Source organism: Sphingobium sp. TomTYG65, from assembly GCF_055395525.1.
Window position 1 is genome coordinate 2,788,039 of sequence record NZ_AP027330.1, and the last position, 17,775, is coordinate 2,805,813.

Consider the following 17,775-nt stretch of genomic DNA (forward strand, 5'->3'; position numbering starts at 1 on the left):
CTAACCTAGCCTGTGTCAAAAAGGTCGCAGTTTGGCCAATTTTCCCGCAGCGATTGCATCCCCGCCCGCACTAGCTAAGAGCTTTTGGATCACAGGTTGGAAAGCAGGACATGGCAAAACCCGAATCCTGGCGCTTGAGCCCCGAAGCCTACAGCTTCATCACGACCATGGACACGCGCTTCCAGGATATCGACACGATGGGCCACATCAACAATGTGGCTATCTCCGGCATCTTCGAAACGGCCCGCATCCGCTTCCACCATCATCTCGGCCGCCATCCGCAGGAGCAGGGCGTGCGCTGGCTGGTCGCCGCCGTGTCGCTGAACTTCGTCGAGGAATCGCACTTCCCCTATCCGTTCGAAGTGCACTGCGGCATCGGCCATATCGGCCGCACCAGCTGGACAGTCAGCTCCGCGGCCTTTCAGAAGGGCGTCTGCGTCGCAACCTGCGACACCACGGTCGTCACCCATGGTTCGGAAGGCCGCCGCGTCATCGACGCCAGCCTGCGCGAAGCCATGGAACGCAACTTCCTGCGCCAGCCCGCCTGACCGCCGCCGCCCGGCGCAAGCTGGGTATCGCGGGGCCAAGCTGCGCCCTGGCCAAACAGGCTGCCTTCCCGGCTCACCACGGACTGATCAGCCTGGGCTGCCCATTACACCCGCTGGGCCGAAAGGTGATATTTTGCGGAGAGCCCACAGAGCCCGGAAAGATTTACCCTTTGCGCGCTCCGCACCTCTGCGCGAGCAATCTGGCTCTTCCAGTCCCTAAGCCTTCACCCCAAACCCGTCCATCCGCCGCGCCCACTGAAACGCGATCACCGCGCCCTTCACCGGCTGGATCATGACCCCCGCCAACACTACTGCCAGCCCCGGCCACAGCACTGCCTGCATCCCCAGCGGGATCGCCAGCGCACTGTTGACCTCTATCATCAGCGGCACCAATACGTGCCCCAGCAGCAGGATGACGATGTAGGCGGGGAAGTCATCCGCCCGCGACAAGTCCCATGGCTGCCCGCACGCCCGGCATGCTGGGCTGGGCTTCAGGAAGCGGTCAAACATCGGGCCTTCGCCGCACGCCGCGCAACGCCCCCGAAGCCCCAGCGTCAGGGCAGGGCGAAGCGGCCGTTCGGCAGGGTCTGCGGCGGGAGGGTTGCTCATGCGCCGTCCCTATGGCCAAGCGCGCGGGCGTGCAACCGCGCATAAACCGGCCGCGGCCCTTTCGCCCGTGCAAAAGGCTGTTAAGACGGCGCGATGCGACTGCCGGGTCCTTCCGAAGCCTTTGTGCTGTTCGACGATGCGCGAGAGCGTAATGCCGCCCCCGCGCGCCTCTATCGCGACCCGGTTGAGATCATCGCCGCCCATCGCCTGGAGGAGGTGCAGCCCGCCCTGGACCGTATCGCCGAGGCAGGAGAAATGGGCCTGCATGCCGCTGGCTATATCAGCTATGAGGCGGGACTGGCGCTGGAGGACCGTCTGCTCCCGCTTGCGTCAGGGCAAAAGGGCCGTGCGCGCGCGATGCCGCTGCTGTGGTTCGGCCTGTTCGAAGGGCATCGCCTGATCGATCCCGATTTGATGCCCGATCTTCTGCCTGATCCCGCCACCGCCAGAATCGAGCCGCCGCAACCGCTCGTGGACGAACAAGCCTATCGCGTGGCCTTCGACAGAGTGCAGGAATATATCCGCGCCGGCGACATCTATCAGGTGAACCTCACCTTCCCCTGCGCCGCCCGTTTCATTGGCGATCTCATGGCGCTGTACGCCGCCATTCGCCCCCGCCAGCGCGCGGGCTATGGCGGCATCATCCGCACCGGCGCGCACAATATCCTCTCTTTCTCGCCGGAACTGTTCTTCACCAATGTTCGGGGACAGCTGACGGCCCGCCCGATGAAAGGGACCGCCCGCCGCGCCATCGATCCGGCGCAGGATGCGGCGCTTGCCGAGCAGCTTGAAGCCGACGCCAAGCAGCGCGCCGAAAATCTCATGATCGTCGATCTGCTGCGCAATGATCTTTCCCGCGTTGCCCGCGCAGGTACGGTGACGGTTCCCGACCTCTTTCATGTCGAAACTTATCCCACCGTGCACCAGATGGTTTCCACCGTCCGCGCGCGCCTGCTGCCGGGGCTTGGTCCCATCGACATATTGCGCGTGCTGTTCCCCTGCGGATCGATCACCGGCGCGCCCAAGGTGCGGGCGATGGAGATTATCGACGCGGTCGAAGCCTTCCCGCGCGATGTCTACACCGGCGCGATGGGCTGGATCGATCCCAATGGCGATGCTGCCTTCAATGTTGCCATTCGCACCATTTGGGTTGAAGAAGGCAGCAGGGAGGGGCGCCTTGGATTGGGTTCGGGCATTGTTGCGGACTCGGATGCGGCATCCGAGTGGGCGGAATGTCTGGCGAAGGGGCGCTTCCTTACCGCCGCAGGACAGTTGGGCGAAGGGGGCTTGAATAGTTTCGATGTCATTGGCTGACGGACGGTTTGACCTGCTCGAAACCATGTCCTTCGATCCGGTCGAGGGCATCAGGCTGCTGGAACTGCATCTTGAACGGCTGAAGCTGAGCGCGACCGCGCTCGATTTCTCGTTCGACCGGCATGACGCCCGCAATGAACTTCAGGCTGCGACCTTCCGCCTCCGCGAACGCAGCCGCCTGCGCCTGCTCGTCTCTCGCCGAGGTTCCGTCGCGATCGAGGTGCGCGAACATCGCACCTGGCCGCAGGCGATCATGCAGGTGGCCATTGTGCCCCGCAACGCCTCGAAAGACGACTTTCGGCTGGCGCACAAGACCACCGACCGTGCCATCTACCGCGACGCGCTGAAGCGTGGCGGCACCTATGAAGTGCTGATGACGGATGAGGAAGGCTTCCTTACCGAAGGCTGTTTCTCCTCCATCTTCGTGGAGCGCGGCGACAAGCTGGTGACACCGCCGCTGTCCCGCGGCCTGCTCCCCGGCGTCCTGCGTCGCAACCTTCTCGAAATGGGCGAAGCGGTCGAGGCGGACCTGAAGCCGCGTGACCTGGAAAACGGCTTCTTCATCGGCAACGCCGCCCGTGGCATGGTGGCCGCCTCGCTGGTCAAATAACTCCGTCATCCCAGCGCGCGCTGGGATCTCATGCACAGCCGTGCCGCGCTCTCCAGCTTCCAGCTTCCACCGGAATGGCGAAGGAGAGATGGTGCAAGCCACCGCGCTCCAACTGGCGGTTGCCCCCAAAGTCATACCACTCTAAGGAGCCCCCGTCCGCGCGATGCGGACTCAAGGCAATCCTTCAGAAAGAGTGTCACGATGAGCCAGACTTCCGCTGCCCTCGGCCGCATCCAGCCCTCCGCCACCCTGGCGATGAGCGCGCGCGTGAATGCCCTCAAAGCCGAAGGCGTCGATGTTATTGGTCTCTCGGCTGGCGAGCCCGATTTCGACACGCCCGACTTCGTCAAGGAAGCGGGCATCGCCGCGATCCGCAAGAACCTGACGCGCTACACCGACGTCGACGGCACCGCCGACCTCAAGGATGCGGTCGCCTTCAAGTTCAGCCGTGACAACGGCCTCACCTATAAGCGCAGCCAGATCAGCGTGAACTCGGGCGGCAAGCACACCCTGTTCAACGCGCTGGTGGCGACCGTTGATGTGGGCGATGAAGTCATCATCCCCGCGCCCTATTGGGTCAGCTATCCCGACATCGTGAACTTCGCGGGCGGCACCCCCGTCTTCGTCGAAGGACCCGCGAGCCAGGGCTACAAGATCACCGCCGCGCAGCTCGACGCCGCGATCACGCCGCGCACCAAGTGGCTGATCCTGAACTCGCCGTCCAACCCCTCGGGCGCGGCCTATTCGGCCAGCGAGCTGAAGGACCTGGGCGAAGTTCTGCGCCGCCACCCGCACGTCCTCATCATGACCGACGACATGTATGAGCATGTCTGGTACGCGCCGACGCCCTTCGCCACCATCGCGCAGGTCTGCCCGGACCTTTACGATCGTACGCTGACGGTCAACGGTTGCTCCAAGGCTTTCTCCATGACCGGCTGGCGCATCGGTTTCGCTGGTGGTCCCGAATGGATCATCAAGGCGATGGGCAAGCTCCAGTCGCAGTCGACCTCCAACCCCTGCTCGATCAGCCAGGCCGCTGCCGTTGCAGCGCTGACTGGTGATCAGGACTTCCTGGAAGAGCGCAACGCCGCCTTCAAGAAGCGCCGCGACATGGTCGTGTCGATGCTGAACGATGCGCCGGGTCTCGATTGCCCGACGCCCGAAGGCGCCTTCTATGTCTATCCCGACGCCAGCGGCGTGATGGGCAAGACCACGCCCAAGGGCCAGCTTATCGACAGCGACGAAAAGCTCATCGGCTACTTCCTCGACGAAGCGCGCGTCGCTGCCGTTCACGGCGCCGCCTTTGGCCTCTCGCCGGCCTTCCGCATCAGCTATGCGACCTCGGAAGAGGTGCTGGCAAAGGCGTGCAAGCGCATCCAGGAAGCCTGCGCCGCGCTGAAGTAAGTCCTAAAATCCTCCCCATCGGAAGGTGGGGAGGGGGACCAGTTGCAGCGCAAATGGTGAAGGGGAAAATCTCCTTCACCGCGAAATTGGAAACGGTTATTTTCCCGCACGCCGTCTTGCAGATGGGGCATGGCGGCCTATATCCCGTTTCAATCAAAAACTGACATTCACCTGTTAACGCTCGGCTAAGGCTCCCATTGCTAACCCCGCTGCCGAGCCAAGATAAAAAGGAAGAGCGCCATGCTGGCATTCCTGAAATCCGACCTGTTCCTGCGCTTTCTGGGCGGCTTCGCCCTGGGCACGGTCGGCGTCTTCGCTCTCCAGCCCAGCGCACCTCCGGCCCTGACGACCCCTGCCATGGCCGCCTCTGCCAGCGCCGCCCCACAGGCCGCGGAAAATGCGTCGCTCTGACGGTTTCCTTCTTGCATTTCTGGCGGCGCTAGCCGTCGCCTCTCCCCTGCGCGCCGAACGCCCCGTCCTGGCGCCGGCACCCGCCGTCGATACCGCACCCACGCGCAAGCTTGAAACCGCTGTGTTCGCTGGCGGCTGCTTCTGGGGTGTCGAAGGCGTCTTCTCCCATGTGAAGGGTGTTCGCCTCGTCACCTCCGGCTTTGCCGGCGGTCCGCGCAACCTCAAGGTCGATTATGACCGCGTCAGTCAGGGCGATACCGGTTTCGCCGAAGCGGTGCGCGTCACCTACGATCCCCGGCAAGTCAGCTACGCGACGCTGCTGCGCGTCTTCTTCTCGGTGATCGCCGATCCCACCACGTTGAACTATCAGGGTCCCGATCGCGGCACCCAATATCGCAGCGCGCTCTTCCCCCTTTCGCCCGGCCAGGGCAAGGTCGCGCGCGCCTATCTGGTCCAACTCGGAAAGGCGGGTCTCTGGCGCGATCCCATCGTCACTCGCGTCGAACGCTTCACCGGTTTTCAGGCCGCTGACGCCTATCACCAGAATTTCCTGACCCGAAACCCCCGCCACCCCTATATTCAGCGCTGGGACATGCCTAAGCTGGAGGCATTCAAGGCGATGTTCCCGAAGCTTTACAGCAATCGCCCCTCCGCCTGACAAGGGAGCCGAATATGAGCGAGACGCAGGGTCTGAAGCTTCTTTCCACCCTTCACGGTGACGGCCGCCTGATCGTGGAACTTGTCGAAGAAACGCTCCCGGCGCCCAAGGGCGATGAAGTACTCGTCCGGGTGGAAGCCGCTCCGATCAATCCGTCCGATCTCGGTCTGCTCTTCGCAGCCGCCGATCTCGAAAATGCCGAGTATGGCGACAGCCATATCGTCGCCCGAATGCCCGACGCCGCTGTTCGCGCCATGTCAGGCCGCCTGGAACAAGCGATGGAGGTCGGCAATGAAGGCGCGGGCACCGTCATCGCGGCCGGTGAAGCGCCGGGCGCGCAGGCCTTGCTCGGCAAGCGGGTGGCTCTCATCGCGGGCGGCATGTTCGCCCAATATCGTCTTGTCCGCGCGGACGCCTGCATGGTCTTGCCGGATGATGTAACCGCGGAGCAGGGCGCGGCGGCTTTCGTGAACCCGCTTACCGCGCTTGGCTTTGTCGAAACCATGCGGAGGGAAGGGCATAAAGCCATCGTCCACACCGCCGCCGCCTCCAATCTCGGCCAGATGCTGGTGCGCATCTGTCAGGAGGACGGCATCCCCTTGGTGAACATCGTCCGCAATGATGCGCAGGTCGCGGTCCTCAAGGACCTCGGTGCGGAAATCGTGCTCGACAGTTCAAAGGATGATTTTTCAGCCCAACTCCAGGCCGCAATCGCCGCCACCGGAGCGACGATTGCTTTCGACGCGATTGGCGGCGGCACACTGGTCAGTCGTATCCTCCAGGCGATGGAAATGGCCGTAGCCAAGGACGCCCCATATAGCCGCTACGGATCGGACAGTCATAAGCAGGCGTATATTTACGGGATGCTTGACACCTCGCCGACCATCCTCACGCGCAGCTTCGGCTTCAGCTGGAATGTCGCCGGCTGGCTGCTTTTCCCATTCCTCCAGAGCGCAGGGCCCGACGTCGCCCAGCGCATGCGTCAGCGCGTCTTCGACAACCTCACCACCACGTTCGCCAGCCACTACAAGGCCCGCATCTCGCTGCGTGATGCACTCACCCGCGACGCTGCGCTCACCTACAATGCTCGGCGTACCGGCGAGAAATATCTGATCGTACCGAACTGAGCGAAGGCCCTTTGGGATCAATAGTCTCGCCCGGCGAAGCGGTGTGGGAAGGTTGCTTCCGAAAGATCGCCAATGAATTGAGCCCAGACGCCGCCCGGCCGCCAAATCCGCTCCATCTCTGCGCGCGCATCAGCCTCCTCCCAGCCGAGTATCTCTCGTCTATAGCGGTAGAGGAAGGCTGAAACCCGCAAATTGGCAATGCAGTGGATGTGGACTGTCTCGTCCGTCAGCGTCGCCATCCATTTCCGGAACTGCTCGAAGTCACTCTCGGCGGGATCGTCGAATGCGACAGGAATGTGGATGTAGTTCATGCCCAACCTGCGCACGCTTGCTGCTTCGTCGGGCAGCGCCTTCTCATGGCTGTGGAGGCCAAGGTTGATGACGTGCGTGACGTTCAGGCCAGCGAGCGCGACCAGCTGCTCTTCATTCGGCTGGCCAGAGGTGGTCAGCCGATCATCAATCCGCCGCCACATGATGATATCGGTGGGTTCGTTCTTATCAGCCATGGCACTGCTCCGCGTTGGAAAGGTGCCCAGGCGAACGGCGCATCATGTCCGCGCTCCCCGGTGGTGCTCCACCTTGTCTCGCCAGTCGCGCGAACCCCTGCATGATGAACCAAAGCCGCTGCTGGGTAAAGGACGCCAAAACACAACGGGCGGGGTCTGTCGCCAGACCCCGCCCGATTGAATAGCTCAAGGGCTAAAGCTTATTTGGGCGCCAGCACCATCAGCATCTGACGGCCTTCCATGCGCGGATAGGCTTCGACCTTGGCGATCTCGCCGACATTTTCCGCGACGCGCTGCAGCAGCTGCATGCCGAGCTGCTGGTGCGACAATTCGCGGCCGCGGAAGCGCAGCGTGATCTTGACCTTATCGCCTTCGCCGATGAAGTCGTGGACCTTCTTCATCTTCGTATCATAGTCATGATCGTCGATGTTTGGACGCATCTTGATCTCCTTGATCTCCTGCGTCCTCTGGGTCTTGCGCGCGAGGTTCGCTTTTTTCTGCGCCTCGTACTTATATTTGCCGATGTCCAGGAACTTGCAGACCGGCGGGTCGGCGGTCGGCGACACTTCGACCAGGTCCAGCCCGATCTCATAGGCGCGCTCGATGGCTTCCTGCGTATACATCACGCCCAGATTTTCGCCTTCGTCGTCGATCACGCGTACCTTGGGCACCGTGATGAACTCATTGTAACGGGGACCGGACTTAGGCGGCGGCGCCATTGGGCGGCGCATCATTGGGGGACGTATAGCGGCTTCTCCTATGGTAATTACAAAAATGGCTCTGGCGGCCCTTTAGCGCAAAGCCGAAAGGGGCGGCAAGCCCGCATCTGCGGTTTCGCCGACCCCATGTGGCATCACTGCCTCACCGCATATCGGGGGCGAGAGCTTCTTTTGCAAGACGTTCGATGATGTCCTCGACTGATAGGATGCTCTGCCCTTCCTTGCCAAGTTCGCGCAGCGCCACCGTCCCTTCGTCCGCCTCGCGACGGCCCACGACCAGCAGATTCGGCACTTTGCCAAGGCTATGTTCGCGCACCTTGTAATTGATCTTCTCGTTGCGCACGTCGATTTCCGCCCGAATGCCAGCGGCCCGCAGCCTCTCGACAAGCTGGTGGGCATAGTCGTCCGCGTCCGACACGATGGTCGCCACCACCGCCTGAACCGGCGCGAGCCACAGCGGGAATTTGCCCGCATAATGTTCGATCAGGATGCCGATGAACCGCTCATAGGACCCGAAAATGGCGCGATGAAGCATGACCGGACGGTGACGTTCGCCGTCTTCGGCCACGTAGGAGGCGTCGAGTCGCTCAGGCAGAACCCGGTCCGACTGGATCGTACCTACCTGCCAGGTCCGCCCGATCGCGTCGGTCAGATGCCATTCCAGCTTGGGCGCATAGAAGGCACCTTCGCCCGGCAGCTCTTCCCAACCATATTCCGGCGTATCGAGGCCAGCCGCCGCCACGGCATTGCGCAGCTCCTCCTCGGCCTTGTCCCACATTTCCTCGGTGCCGAAGCGCTTCTCGGGACGCAGCGCCAGCTTGATCGAATAGGTGAAGCCGAAATCCTTGTAGATCCGGTCGGCGAGCGCGCAGAAAGCCCGAACCTCCTCCACGATCTGGTCTTCGCGGCAGAAGATATGGGCGTCGTCCTGGGTGAACTGGCGCACCCGCATCAGGCCGTGCAGCGCGCCGTGCGGCTCATTGCGATGGCAGCAGCCATTTTCGTAGAAGCGCAGCGGCAGGTCGCGATAGCTTTTGATTCCCTGCTTGAAGATCAGGATATGCGCCGGACAGTTCATGGGCTTCAGCGCCATCCAGTCGGCATCGTTCGACACCAGCGGGCCTTCATCCTCGACGTTCGGCACTTCGTCGGGGATGACGAACATATTTTCGCGATATTTGCCCCAATGGCCGGACTGCTCCCACTGGCGCGCGTCCATGACCTGCGGTGTCTTCACTTCGCGATAGCCCGCCGCATCGATGGCGCGACGCATATAAGCCTCCAGCTCGCGCCAGATCAGATAGCCCTTGGGATGCCAGAAGACCGATCCATGTGCTTCCTGCTGGAGGTGGAACAGGTCCATCTCCGCGCCCAGCTTGCGATGGTCGCGCTTGGCCGCTTCTTCCAGCCGCGTGAGGTGCGCATCGAGCTGCTTCTTGTTCAGCCAGCCCGTGCCGTAAACACGCGAAAGCATCGCATTCTTCTGATCGCCGCGCCAATAGGCGCCCGACACGCGGGTCAGCTTGAACGCTGCCGGATCGAGCTTTCCCGTCGAGGCGAGATGCGGCCCGCGGCACATGTCGAGCCATCCGTCGCCCGACCAGTAAACCGTCAGTTCCTCACCTTCGGGAAGCTCGGCCGCCCACTCGGCCTTGAACGTCTCGCCCTCGGCCTTCCAGCGCGCGATCAGGTCCTCGCGCTTCCACACCTCCCGGCGCAGCGGCTTGTTGGCAGCGATGATCTCGCGCATTTTCGCTTCGATCGCGGGCAGGTCTTCTTCGGTGAAAGGCCGGTCCTTCGGCGCGAAATCATAATAGAAACCGTCGTCCGTCGAAGGGCCGAAAGTGATTTGCGTGCCAGGAAACAACGCCTGCACCGCTTCGGCCAGCACATGGGCAAAGTCATGCCGGGCCAGTTCCAGCGCGTCCGCCTCATCCTTGCTCGTCACCAGCGCCAGTTGCGAGTCCTGCTCAAGCGGCCGCATGATGTCGCGCAGCTCGCCATCGACTCGGGCAGCAATGGCCGCCTTGGCCAAACCCGGCCCGATCGCCGCCGCAATGTCCGCCGGGGTAGTGCCGGGCGCGACTTCACGCACGGAACCGTCGGGCAGGGTGATCTTGATCATGGCGGACAAGGGTCGGATCTTTCTGTGAGTGGATGAAGCGGCGCAAAATACCGCGCTTTCCCCATAAATGGGCGGCCCCGCCTGTCAATAGAAGCGGTCTTGCCAAGACAGGCCACTAAAGGCATCATTCATGTGTTGATATAACATTCAACAGGAGAGATTCATGGCTTTGAGCTTGGCGCAATCGGGCGATGTGCAATCGGAACAACCGATGGGTGAAATGAACACGACGCCGCTGATCGATGTGATGCTCGTACTGCTGATCATGTTCATCCTCACGATTCCGATCCAGACGCATAGCGTGGGCATCGATCTGCCTCAGAAGCCCGAAAAGACGATCCAGCCGCGCATCGACACGATCAAGAACAGGCTGGGCGTCGACGCCGACGGCATCATTCGCTGGAACGGCGCGGCGATCGACCGCATGACCTTGCGCCAATATCTCGCCGCATCGCTGCGCTTACCTGTCGAACCTGAACTACAGTTCCAGCCCGACGCTGCGGCCCGCTATGTTACTGTGGATGAAGTGCTTGCGGACGTTCGCCGCGCCGGCGTCAAGAAGCTCGGCTTCATCGGCAATGAACGCTACGCCCGCTTCTAACGGCAGGCAGCCGCCCACATGAACCCTCCTTGACCCGCCGCCCGGGACGGTCGCTTTCTCCGAACGGATCGGGGGAAGGAAGGCGGTGCGGAGGCAAGGGCGTTGACCTGGCTCTCCTCCCACCCGCTCTCCGCCGATCGGCGCTGCAGTGGAGCCTGGAGCGCGCTATCGCCCTAAGCTGGATCAGGCGAACAGCAGGCGGGCCTCGTCGCCCGTTTCCTGCAGGAAGGCGATGGGGCCGCTTACTGTCACGCCTTCTGGCAAATCCTCCGCGCTGACGCCGTGCAGGGCCATCCCGCTCTGACAGGCGAGGAGGGCGACGCCCAGCCCGAGCGCCTCCGCCATCAGTTGGCCCAGCGTCGGCAATCCAGCCGCGCCATGCGCCTCATCTCCGGGCGCTTTGAGCGCGGGCGCGAGCAAAGCCACGCCATCGAGTTGCAGAAAGATGCTCGCCCGGCCCCCCAGCGCCGCCTGCGCGCTCGCCAATATGAGCGCCCCGCGCAGCCGTTCGGCCTCGGCGGTGGCGACGACAATTCTCAGTTCGCGCATAGCTCTGCGGCGCATGCGGTGCAGGCGGGGTCCTTTGCCACCGCGACGGTGCGAAAGCGCATCGCTAACAGGTCGGCGAGCAGCAGCTTGCCCGCCATGTCCGCACCAAAGGGCACCAGCGCGCGGATCACTTCCAGCGCGGCGAGGCTTCCCATGACACCCGTCAGCGCACCGATCACACCGGTTTCCGCGCAGTTGCGCTCCGGCGCGTCCTGCGGATCGCCCACCAAGCAGCGATAGCAGGGCTGTCCACTTTCCCATCCGCGATAGGTGGCGAGTTGTCCCTCGAACGGTCCCACCGCCGCCGACACAAGCGGGATACGCAGCCGCTGCGCGCAATCGGCCACCGCCAGTCGGGTCGCGAAACTGTCGCACCCGTCCAGCACTACATCGGCGTCGCGCAGCATCAGCGCGGCATTGTCCGCATCTATCCGCGCGTTGATCGGGATCAGCTTCACGTCGGGATTGATCCGCGCCACCGCCGCCATGGCGCTTTCCGCCTTGGCCGCGCCGATATCCTCAGTACCGAACAGCACCTGCCGCTGCAGGTTGGACAGCGCGACATGATCATCGTCGATGACGCGGATCGTGCCAACGCCTGCCGCCGCCAGATAAAGGATCGCAGGGCTCCCGATCCCGCCAGCGCCGATCACCGCCACATCGGCCGACAACAGCCGCGCCTGGCCAGCCCCGCCAATCTCCTTGAGCACAATATGGCGCGCATAGCGTTCCAGCTGCTCGTCGGAGAGCGTCAGCGGGGCAGGGGTCATGATGACGTCACTCCGGTCGATCCGAAACCACCGGAACCCCGCACCGTCTCGTCCAGTTCCTCGACCTCGGCAAAGCGCGCCATCTGCACCGGCGCGGCAACCAGTTGTGCGATCCGGTCGCCACGCGCGATGACGAAGGGCTCTGTGCCCAGATTGATCAAGATGACCTTCAACTCTCCCCGATAGTCCGCATCGATAGTGCCGGGGGTATTGGGCAGGCTGATCCCATGTTTCAGAGCCAGGCCGGAGCGGGGTCGCACCTGCACCTCATAGCCTTCGGGGATGGCCATGGCGAAGCCGGTCGCCACCGCATGCCGCCCGCCCGGCACGATGATCACATCTTCCGCCGATACGACGTCCATGCCCGCCGCGTGCGCGGTCGCATAGGTGGGAACGGGGAGCCCCTCGCCATGGGGCAGGCGCTTCAGACGAATTTCAATCGGCGTGAGGTGGAAGGGCATTGGCGACCTTTTCGATAATGCGCGTTGCGACGGCGTCCTTGGGCAGATGCTCCCAGCTTTCAACGCCCTGAGCGGTGACGATATGCACGCTGTTGCTGTCGCCGCCCATCACGTCTCCAGACACGTCATTGGCGATGATCCAGTCGGCCCCCTTGCGCGCCAGCTTGGCCCGCGCATGTTCGGCGACCTTTTCGGTTTCGGCCGCAAAGCCGATCAGCAGGGCAGGCCGCTGACCATGATTGCCCAATGTCGCAAGAATGTCGGGGTTTTCGACCAGCGTGAGCGGCGCAGGCTTACCTGACCCGTCCTTCTTCAGCTTCTGCCCCGAAGCATCCGCCGTGCGCCAGTCCGCTACCGCCGCGACCATGAGAGCCGCGTCGGCGGGCAAGGCAGCCTCGACGGCCGCCAGCATCTCCCGTGCGCTTTCCACATCGATCCGGTTCACCCCCGCGGGCGTCGGCAAATGCACCGGCCCCGCCACCAGCGTCACGCGCGCGCCCGCCTTTGCAGCGGCAGCGGCGATGGCGAAGCCCTGTTTCCCCGACGAGCGGTTGGCGATGTAGCGCACCGGATCGATCGGCTCATGCGTCGGCCCGGCGGTCACGAGGATGTGACGCCCCTTCAATCCACCTCCCTTCCCTTCGCTCAAAGCGACCGGAGTTTGGAGTAACCGCGCAATCTCCCCGGCAATCGCCTCCGGTTCAGGCAACCGTCCTTTGCCATATTCCCCGCAAGCCATCTCGCCATCATCGGGTTCCATCACCCGCACGCCATCGGCACGTAGCTGCGCTAGGTTCCGCTGCGTCGCCGGATGATGCCACATGCGGACATTCATCGCAGGCACTGCTAGCACAGGCTTGTCCGTTGCCAGCAGCAGCGTCGTCGCCAGATCGTCGGCAATGCCGTTCGCCATCTTCGCCAGGATATTCGCGGTCGCAGGCGCCACGACCACCAGGTCGGCTTGGCGGCTCAGTTGGATATGCCCGATCTCACGCTCTTCCTTTAGGTCGAACATGTCGCCATAGACATGATCCTCCGTCAGCACGCCGAAGGCCAGAGGGGTCACGAACTTGGTCGCGCTGTCCGTCAGCACCGCGCGCACCGCGATACCGCGCTTCTTCAGCAACCGCACCAGCTCCAGCGACTTGTAGGCTGCAATGCCGCCGGAGACGATAAGGAGGACGCGTCGCTGAGTCATAGTTGCAGATGTAGCAGCGCCGTAACGACCGCTCCAGCCACTGCAGCAACCCCGGCGACCACGGCATAGCGCCACCCGCCGCCGATGCGGATCAGCCTCACTTCACTCAGCGGCGGAGGAGGGGGCGCGCCGCCCTTCTCAGGGAAAGCCTCTTCGATCCGCCGGACCAGACCCGGAAGCCTTTGCAGTGTCCGCCAATTTTCAATCAGCGCATCGGCCGCCTTGGCTTCGGGCCCAAGTTCCGCGCGCAGCCATTCCCTCACATAGGGGCCGCTCGTTTCCCACAGGTTGATGTCGGGGTCGAGCGCGGTCGCCACGCCTTCCACCATCACCATCGTCTTTTGCAGCAGCAGCAGATGCGGCTGCGTCTGCATATCGAAATCGCGGGTGATCGCGAACAGCCCGTCCAGCATGCCGCCCACGGACAACTCGCGCACGGGCTTGCCGCGCATCGGCTCGCCGACCGCGCGCAGGGCGGTCGCGAATTCCTCGACATTGTGATGGCCCGGCACATATTGCGCCTCGAAATGGATCTCGGCCACGCGCTTGTAGTTGCCGGTGATCAGGCCGTAGAGAATCTCCGCCAACCACATGCGCGCGCGCCGATCGATCCGGCCCATGATGCCAAAATCGATCGCCACGATATCGCCATTGGCGGTGACGAACAGATTGCCCTGATGCATGTCTGCATGGAAAAAGCCCTCGGCAATCGCCTGCCGCAGGAAAGCGTTGACCAGCCGCGCCGCAATCTCCTTCACATCATGGCCAGCAGCGATCACGGCGTCCCGATCGGAAATCTTGATGCCGTCGATCCACTCCATCGTCATGACCTTGCCGGTCGTGCGATCCCAGTCGATCTGCGGCACGCGATATCCGGGCATCGCCTCCATCGCCTCGGCCAGTTCGGAAGCCGAAGCCGCCTCGCGCCGCAAGTCCAGCTCGCGCGCGGTCCAGCGTTTCATGTTGGCGATCACCAGCCGGGGCCGCAGCCGCGCGGCCTCGCCGCCCAGCATCTCCATATGCGCGGCCGCCCATTCATAGGTCTGGATATCGCGATTGAACTGATCGGTGACACCCGGGCGGATCACCTTCACCGCAACGTCGCGGCCGTCTAGGGTGATGGCGCGATGGACCTGCGCGATCGAAGCGGCGCCCACCGGCGTCTCATCGAAACTGCGGTAGATGCTCTCCAGCGGCCGTCCGAAGCTCTGTTCGATCTGCGCCCGGACGATCGGAAAGGGTACAGGGGGCAGCGCATCCTGCAGGCGCAGCAGATCATCCGCCGCCTGCTCACCCACCAGATCGGGCCGGGTCGCCAGCGTCTGTCCCAGCTTGATCGCCGCCGGGCCGATCGCCTGAAACGCATCGGCATAGCGTGGCTGTTGGGGCACGCGCGCGCCCACCCGCGCTACCCGCACCAGCCTCCGCACTGCCGTTGGCGTCAGCGGATCACGCTCGATCCCCCGCAACGCCCCATGCCGCGCCAGCGTTCGGCCCCATTTCAGCAGCCGCCAGATATGCGTGATGTGAGAGGGCACTACTTACTTCCCTCCCGCGGGCGGGAGAGGTTCAAAGCAGGCGCGTGACTGCTTTGAAGGGTGGGCTTGCAGTGTCGCCATCAAATCTTCCACCCCGAATGGATCGCCACCAATCCGCCCAGGATCGGCTCCACCTTCGTCTGTACGAACCCGGCCTCGCGGATCATCCGTTCAAATTCCGGCATAGGGGGAAAACGGCGGATCGATTCGATCAGGTAACGATAGCTGTCCTCGTCATCCGCCAACAGCTTGCCGAGCTTGGGCACGAGCCGGTGCGAATAGAGGTCATACACATCGGAAAAACCGGGCCAGGTGGTCGTCGAAAATTCCAGGCAGAAGAAACGCCCGCCGAACTTCAGCACCCGATGCGCCTCGCGCAGCGCCTTGTCGATATGCGTCACATTTCGGATGCCGAAGGCGATCGTATAGGCATCGAAGCTGCGGTCCTTGAAAGTCAGCTCCTCCGCATTCTGCTCCGACCAGATCAGCCCTTCGAAACCCTTCTTCTTCGCACGCTCGACGCCGACGGCCAGCATTTCGGGGTTGATGTCGGACACCGTGACCCGCGCGCCATGTCTGTGCATGCGGAAGGCGATGTCGCCCGTTCCACCCGCCATGTCCAGGATCGCTTCGTCCTTGCGCGGTTTCACCCGGCCCACAAACTGGTCCTTCCACAGCCGGTGTGCGCCTGCGGACATGGCGTCGTTCATCAGGTCATATTTGGACGCGACGTTGGAAAAGACGGCGCGGACCATCCCCTGCTTTTCAGAAGCATCCACATCGCGATAGCCGAAAGAAGCGGTGTCGTTCATGGTCGAGCCTCCTAGAGCATTTGCATGTCCGGAGGAAACACCCCAGATCAGCGAAAATGTTCAGCCTCTGCCAGCGATTATCTTCCGTTCCTTTCGAGCCCTTCGACTGTCTGTCTGCAACAGGCGCTCAGGACAGGCCAAGGTCGAGAAACGACATGCCGAACGCCCATCACAGCAGGATCACCTGAATGCCCGAACTGCCCGAAGTCGAAACCACCGTGGCGGGCCTGCGCTCGGTTCTGGAGGGCGCCGTCCTCACCCGCGTCGAGCCGCGCCGGGCGGACCTGCGCTTCCCGATCCCGGTGGACCTGCGGCAGCGGCTGACCGGCGCGACTGTCACCTCTCTCTCCCGCCGTGCCAAATATGGACTCATCGAAACTGATCGCGGCGATACGCTGATCTTCCACCTGGGCATGTCGGGGCGTTGGCGAATCGACCCGGCGGAGATCGGTGCGCATGATCATCTGCTGATCGAAACGGGCGGCGGCCGCCTGCTTTCGCTTAATGATCCGCGCCGCTTCGGCTCGCTCGACCTAGTCCGCAGCGACGCCTGGCAGGCTTATGCGCCCTTCACCCGCATGGGTCCGGAACCGCTAGGCGCTGATTTCTCCGCCGCCTATCTGGCCGATGTGCTCAAGGGCAAGGCGACTTCGATCAAGGCTGCGCTGCTCGACCAGCGCGTCGTCGCAGGACTTGGCAACATCTATGTCTGCGAAGCGCTCAACATGGCCAAGATTTCGCCGATGCGGGAGGCGGGACGGATCAGCCGGGCGCGCCTCACATTGCTGGCCGATGCGATTCGCGAAGTCTTGACCGCGGCCATAGCGGCTGGCGGTTCGACGCTACGCGATTATGCCCGGCCTGATGGGGAGCTTGGCTATTTTTCCAAACAGTGGCGCGTCTATGGGCGGGAGGGGGAAAGCTGCGCCTGTGGCGGCGTGATCCGGCGGCGCGTGGATGGCGGACGGTCCACCTTCTATTGCCCGAAATGCCAGAAATAGCGCGCCGCTGACCGTTGACGCTTCGCCCTATCCCCTGTAAGGGGCGCACCTTCACGGGGCTGGCTGGCGATTCCTGCCGGTCCTTTCACGAGATTTGACGAGAACCGAGGACTGTAAATGGCCAATACGCCGCAAGCCAAGAAGCGCATCCGCCGCAACGCACGCCGTGCCGAAATCAACGGCGCCCGCATCAGCCGGATCCGCACCCTGGTGAAGAAGGTCGAAACCGCTCTCGCCGCTGGCGACAAGGCGGCTGCGGCTGCGGCGCTGCAGACGGTCCAGCCCGAACTCGCTCGCGGCGTTGCGCGCGGCGTCGTGCACAAGAATACTGCGGCCCGTAAGTTCGGTCGCCTGACGAAGCGCGTCAGCGCGCTCGCCTGAGCCGCACTACTCGATCGTCAAACAGGTTGAAGACCCGTCCCGCTCTGCGGGGCGGGTTTTTTCATGATTCCGTCACGCGGCCGTAACGGAGACTCGCGCATTTCCGCGATTTCCTCACGATTCGGGCTAAACAGGCCCTTACCGTACATTTTGTAAGTCATTGAAAAATATGTGTAAAATGGCAATCTCGCCGTTTCTCCCGGTTTTCCGAGTCAACGCCTTTATTTCACATTTTTGACCTGCCCTGCCCTTGATCCGGCGGAGAATGCCTGTCTATTTTCAACTCTCTGATCGCCACTCGAATCGAATCTCGGCGATCGTCATTGGGTTGTTTGGCACAGTTTTCGTGGGGAAGCCTTCGCTTTTCCAAGCGGTTCTCTGTGTCTGATAGCTCCTGTCCATCAGGGGCACAGTTGATGGGGGTCGACTGTTT

20 protein-coding genes and 1 riboswitch are annotated in these 17,775 nt (G+C 63.0%); of the genes, 10 read left to right on the forward strand and 10 right to left on the reverse strand.

The genetic code is table 11. From position 1 onward, the window contains the following. The first annotated feature begins 110 nt into the window (after positions 1-110). A complete protein-coding gene (locus ACZ5Y5_RS13785; RefSeq protein ID WP_464809158.1) occupies positions 111-548 on the forward strand; it encodes an acyl-CoA thioesterase in 438 nt (145 codons plus the stop codon). A 216-nt stretch (positions 549-764) separates the two neighbouring features. Here the strand turns inward: ACZ5Y5_RS13785 and ACZ5Y5_RS13790 are convergent, their stop codons facing one another. Beyond that, positions 765-1,157, reverse strand: a complete 393-nt coding sequence (locus tag ACZ5Y5_RS13790) for a DUF983 domain-containing protein (protein WP_464809159.1) — start codon at positions 1,155-1,157, stop codon at positions 765-767. 93 nt (positions 1,158-1,250) lie between these two features. On the opposite strand from ACZ5Y5_RS13790, the gene pabB reads away from it, so the two are divergent. The 6 genes from pabB (at position 1,251) to ACZ5Y5_RS13820 (ending at position 6,681) form a co-directional block, all read left to right on the forward strand. Continuing rightward, a complete protein-coding gene (gene pabB / locus ACZ5Y5_RS13795) occupies positions 1,251-2,471 on the forward strand; it encodes an aminodeoxychorismate synthase component I (RefSeq protein ID WP_464809160.1) in 1,221 nt (406 codons plus the stop codon). Beyond that, positions 2,458-3,081, forward strand: coding sequence for an aminotransferase class IV (locus tag ACZ5Y5_RS13800; RefSeq protein ID WP_464809161.1), 624 nt, complete (start codon positions 2,458-2,460; stop codon positions 3,079-3,081). Before pabB ends, ACZ5Y5_RS13800 begins: the two co-directional genes overlap by 14 nt. A 201-nt stretch (positions 3,082-3,282) precedes the next feature. Beyond that, positions 3,283-4,485, forward strand: a complete 1,203-nt coding sequence (locus ACZ5Y5_RS13805) for a pyridoxal phosphate-dependent aminotransferase (RefSeq protein WP_464809162.1) — start codon at positions 3,283-3,285, stop codon at positions 4,483-4,485. A gap of 240 nt (positions 4,486-4,725) precedes the next feature. Then, positions 4,726-4,896, forward strand: coding sequence for a hypothetical protein (locus ACZ5Y5_RS13810; protein ID WP_464809163.1), 171 nt, complete (start codon positions 4,726-4,728; stop codon positions 4,894-4,896). Beyond that, positions 4,883-5,554 (forward strand): peptide-methionine (S)-S-oxide reductase MsrA, encoded by a 672-nt coding sequence (msrA, locus tag ACZ5Y5_RS13815; protein ID WP_464809164.1) that lies wholly within the window; start codon positions 4,883-4,885, stop codon positions 5,552-5,554. The genes ACZ5Y5_RS13810 and msrA overlap by 14 nt, the downstream gene beginning before the upstream one ends. Positions 5,555-5,568: 14 nt before the next feature. After that, complete coding sequence (locus tag ACZ5Y5_RS13820; RefSeq protein ID WP_464809165.1) at positions 5,569-6,681, forward strand: zinc-binding dehydrogenase; 1,113 nt, start codon at positions 5,569-5,571, stop codon at positions 6,679-6,681. Positions 6,682-6,698: 17 nt separating this feature from the next. Here ACZ5Y5_RS13820 and ACZ5Y5_RS13825 read toward each other — a convergent pair whose 3' ends face one another. The 3 genes from ACZ5Y5_RS13825 to thrS form a co-directional block, all read right to left on the reverse strand. Then, positions 6,699-7,187 carry a protein tyrosine phosphatase family protein gene (locus ACZ5Y5_RS13825; RefSeq protein WP_464809166.1) on the reverse strand — a complete coding sequence of 163 codons (489 nt, stop codon included), beginning with the start codon at positions 7,185-7,187 and terminating at the stop codon, positions 6,699-6,701. A 17-nt stretch (positions 7,188-7,204) separates the two neighbouring features. Continuing rightward, a riboswitch (ZMP/ZTP riboswitch) is annotated at positions 7,205-7,286 on the reverse strand. A gap of 101 nt (positions 7,287-7,387) precedes the next feature. Continuing rightward, positions 7,388-7,921, reverse strand: coding sequence for a translation initiation factor IF-3 (gene infC / locus ACZ5Y5_RS13830; RefSeq protein ID WP_242128796.1), 534 nt, complete (start codon positions 7,919-7,921; stop codon positions 7,388-7,390). A 127-nt stretch (positions 7,922-8,048) separates the two neighbouring features. Continuing rightward, positions 8,049-10,031: a threonine--tRNA ligase gene (gene thrS / locus ACZ5Y5_RS13835; RefSeq protein WP_464809167.1), complete on the reverse strand. Its 1,983-nt coding sequence runs from the start codon at positions 10,029-10,031 to the stop codon at positions 8,049-8,051. Positions 10,032-10,194: 163 nt separating this feature from the next. Between thrS and ACZ5Y5_RS13840 the strand changes: the two genes are divergently transcribed. Beyond that, positions 10,195-10,632: an ExbD/TolR family protein gene (locus ACZ5Y5_RS13840; RefSeq protein ID WP_464809168.1), complete on the forward strand. Its 438-nt coding sequence runs from the start codon at positions 10,195-10,197 to the stop codon at positions 10,630-10,632. Between the two features lie 183 nt (positions 10,633-10,815). Here the strand turns inward: ACZ5Y5_RS13840 and ACZ5Y5_RS13845 are convergent, their stop codons facing one another. The 6 genes from ACZ5Y5_RS13845 to ACZ5Y5_RS13870 form a co-directional block, all read right to left on the reverse strand. Next, a complete protein-coding gene (locus ACZ5Y5_RS13845; RefSeq protein WP_464809169.1) occupies positions 10,816-11,181 on the reverse strand; it encodes a DsrE family protein in 366 nt (121 codons plus the stop codon). After that, complete coding sequence (locus ACZ5Y5_RS13850; protein WP_464809170.1) at positions 11,169-11,951, reverse strand: HesA/MoeB/ThiF family protein; 783 nt, start codon at positions 11,949-11,951, stop codon at positions 11,169-11,171. Before ACZ5Y5_RS13850 ends, ACZ5Y5_RS13845 begins: the two co-directional genes overlap by 13 nt. After that, positions 11,948-12,412, reverse strand: coding sequence for a dUTP diphosphatase (dut, locus tag ACZ5Y5_RS13855; protein ID WP_464809171.1), 465 nt, complete (start codon positions 12,410-12,412; stop codon positions 11,948-11,950). Before dut ends, ACZ5Y5_RS13850 begins: the two co-directional genes overlap by 4 nt. Next, on the reverse strand, positions 12,387-13,610 hold the full coding sequence (gene coaBC / locus ACZ5Y5_RS13860; protein ID WP_464809172.1) for a bifunctional phosphopantothenoylcysteine decarboxylase/phosphopantothenate--cysteine ligase CoaBC: 1,224 nt from the start codon (positions 13,608-13,610) through the stop codon (positions 12,387-12,389). Before coaBC ends, dut begins: the two co-directional genes overlap by 26 nt. Beyond that, positions 13,607-15,148, reverse strand: coding sequence for a 2-polyprenylphenol 6-hydroxylase (gene ubiB / locus ACZ5Y5_RS13865; RefSeq protein WP_464809173.1), 1,542 nt, complete (start codon positions 15,146-15,148; stop codon positions 13,607-13,609). The genes coaBC and ubiB overlap by 4 nt, the downstream gene beginning before the upstream one ends. A gap of 80 nt (positions 15,149-15,228) precedes the next feature. Next, positions 15,229-15,960, reverse strand: coding sequence for a class I SAM-dependent methyltransferase (locus ACZ5Y5_RS13870; protein ID WP_464809174.1), 732 nt, complete (start codon positions 15,958-15,960; stop codon positions 15,229-15,231). A gap of 188 nt (positions 15,961-16,148) precedes the next feature. Here ACZ5Y5_RS13870 and mutM point away from each other — a divergent pair, with 188 nt between their 5' ends. After that, positions 16,149-16,961: a bifunctional DNA-formamidopyrimidine glycosylase/DNA-(apurinic or apyrimidinic site) lyase gene (gene mutM / locus ACZ5Y5_RS13875; RefSeq protein ID WP_464809175.1), complete on the forward strand. Its 813-nt coding sequence runs from the start codon at positions 16,149-16,151 to the stop codon at positions 16,959-16,961. 117 nt (positions 16,962-17,078) lie between these two features. Next, positions 17,079-17,342 (forward strand): 30S ribosomal protein S20, encoded by a 264-nt coding sequence (rpsT, locus tag ACZ5Y5_RS13880; protein ID WP_464809176.1) that lies wholly within the window; start codon positions 17,079-17,081, stop codon positions 17,340-17,342. Positions 17,343-17,775 lie beyond the last annotated feature (433 nt).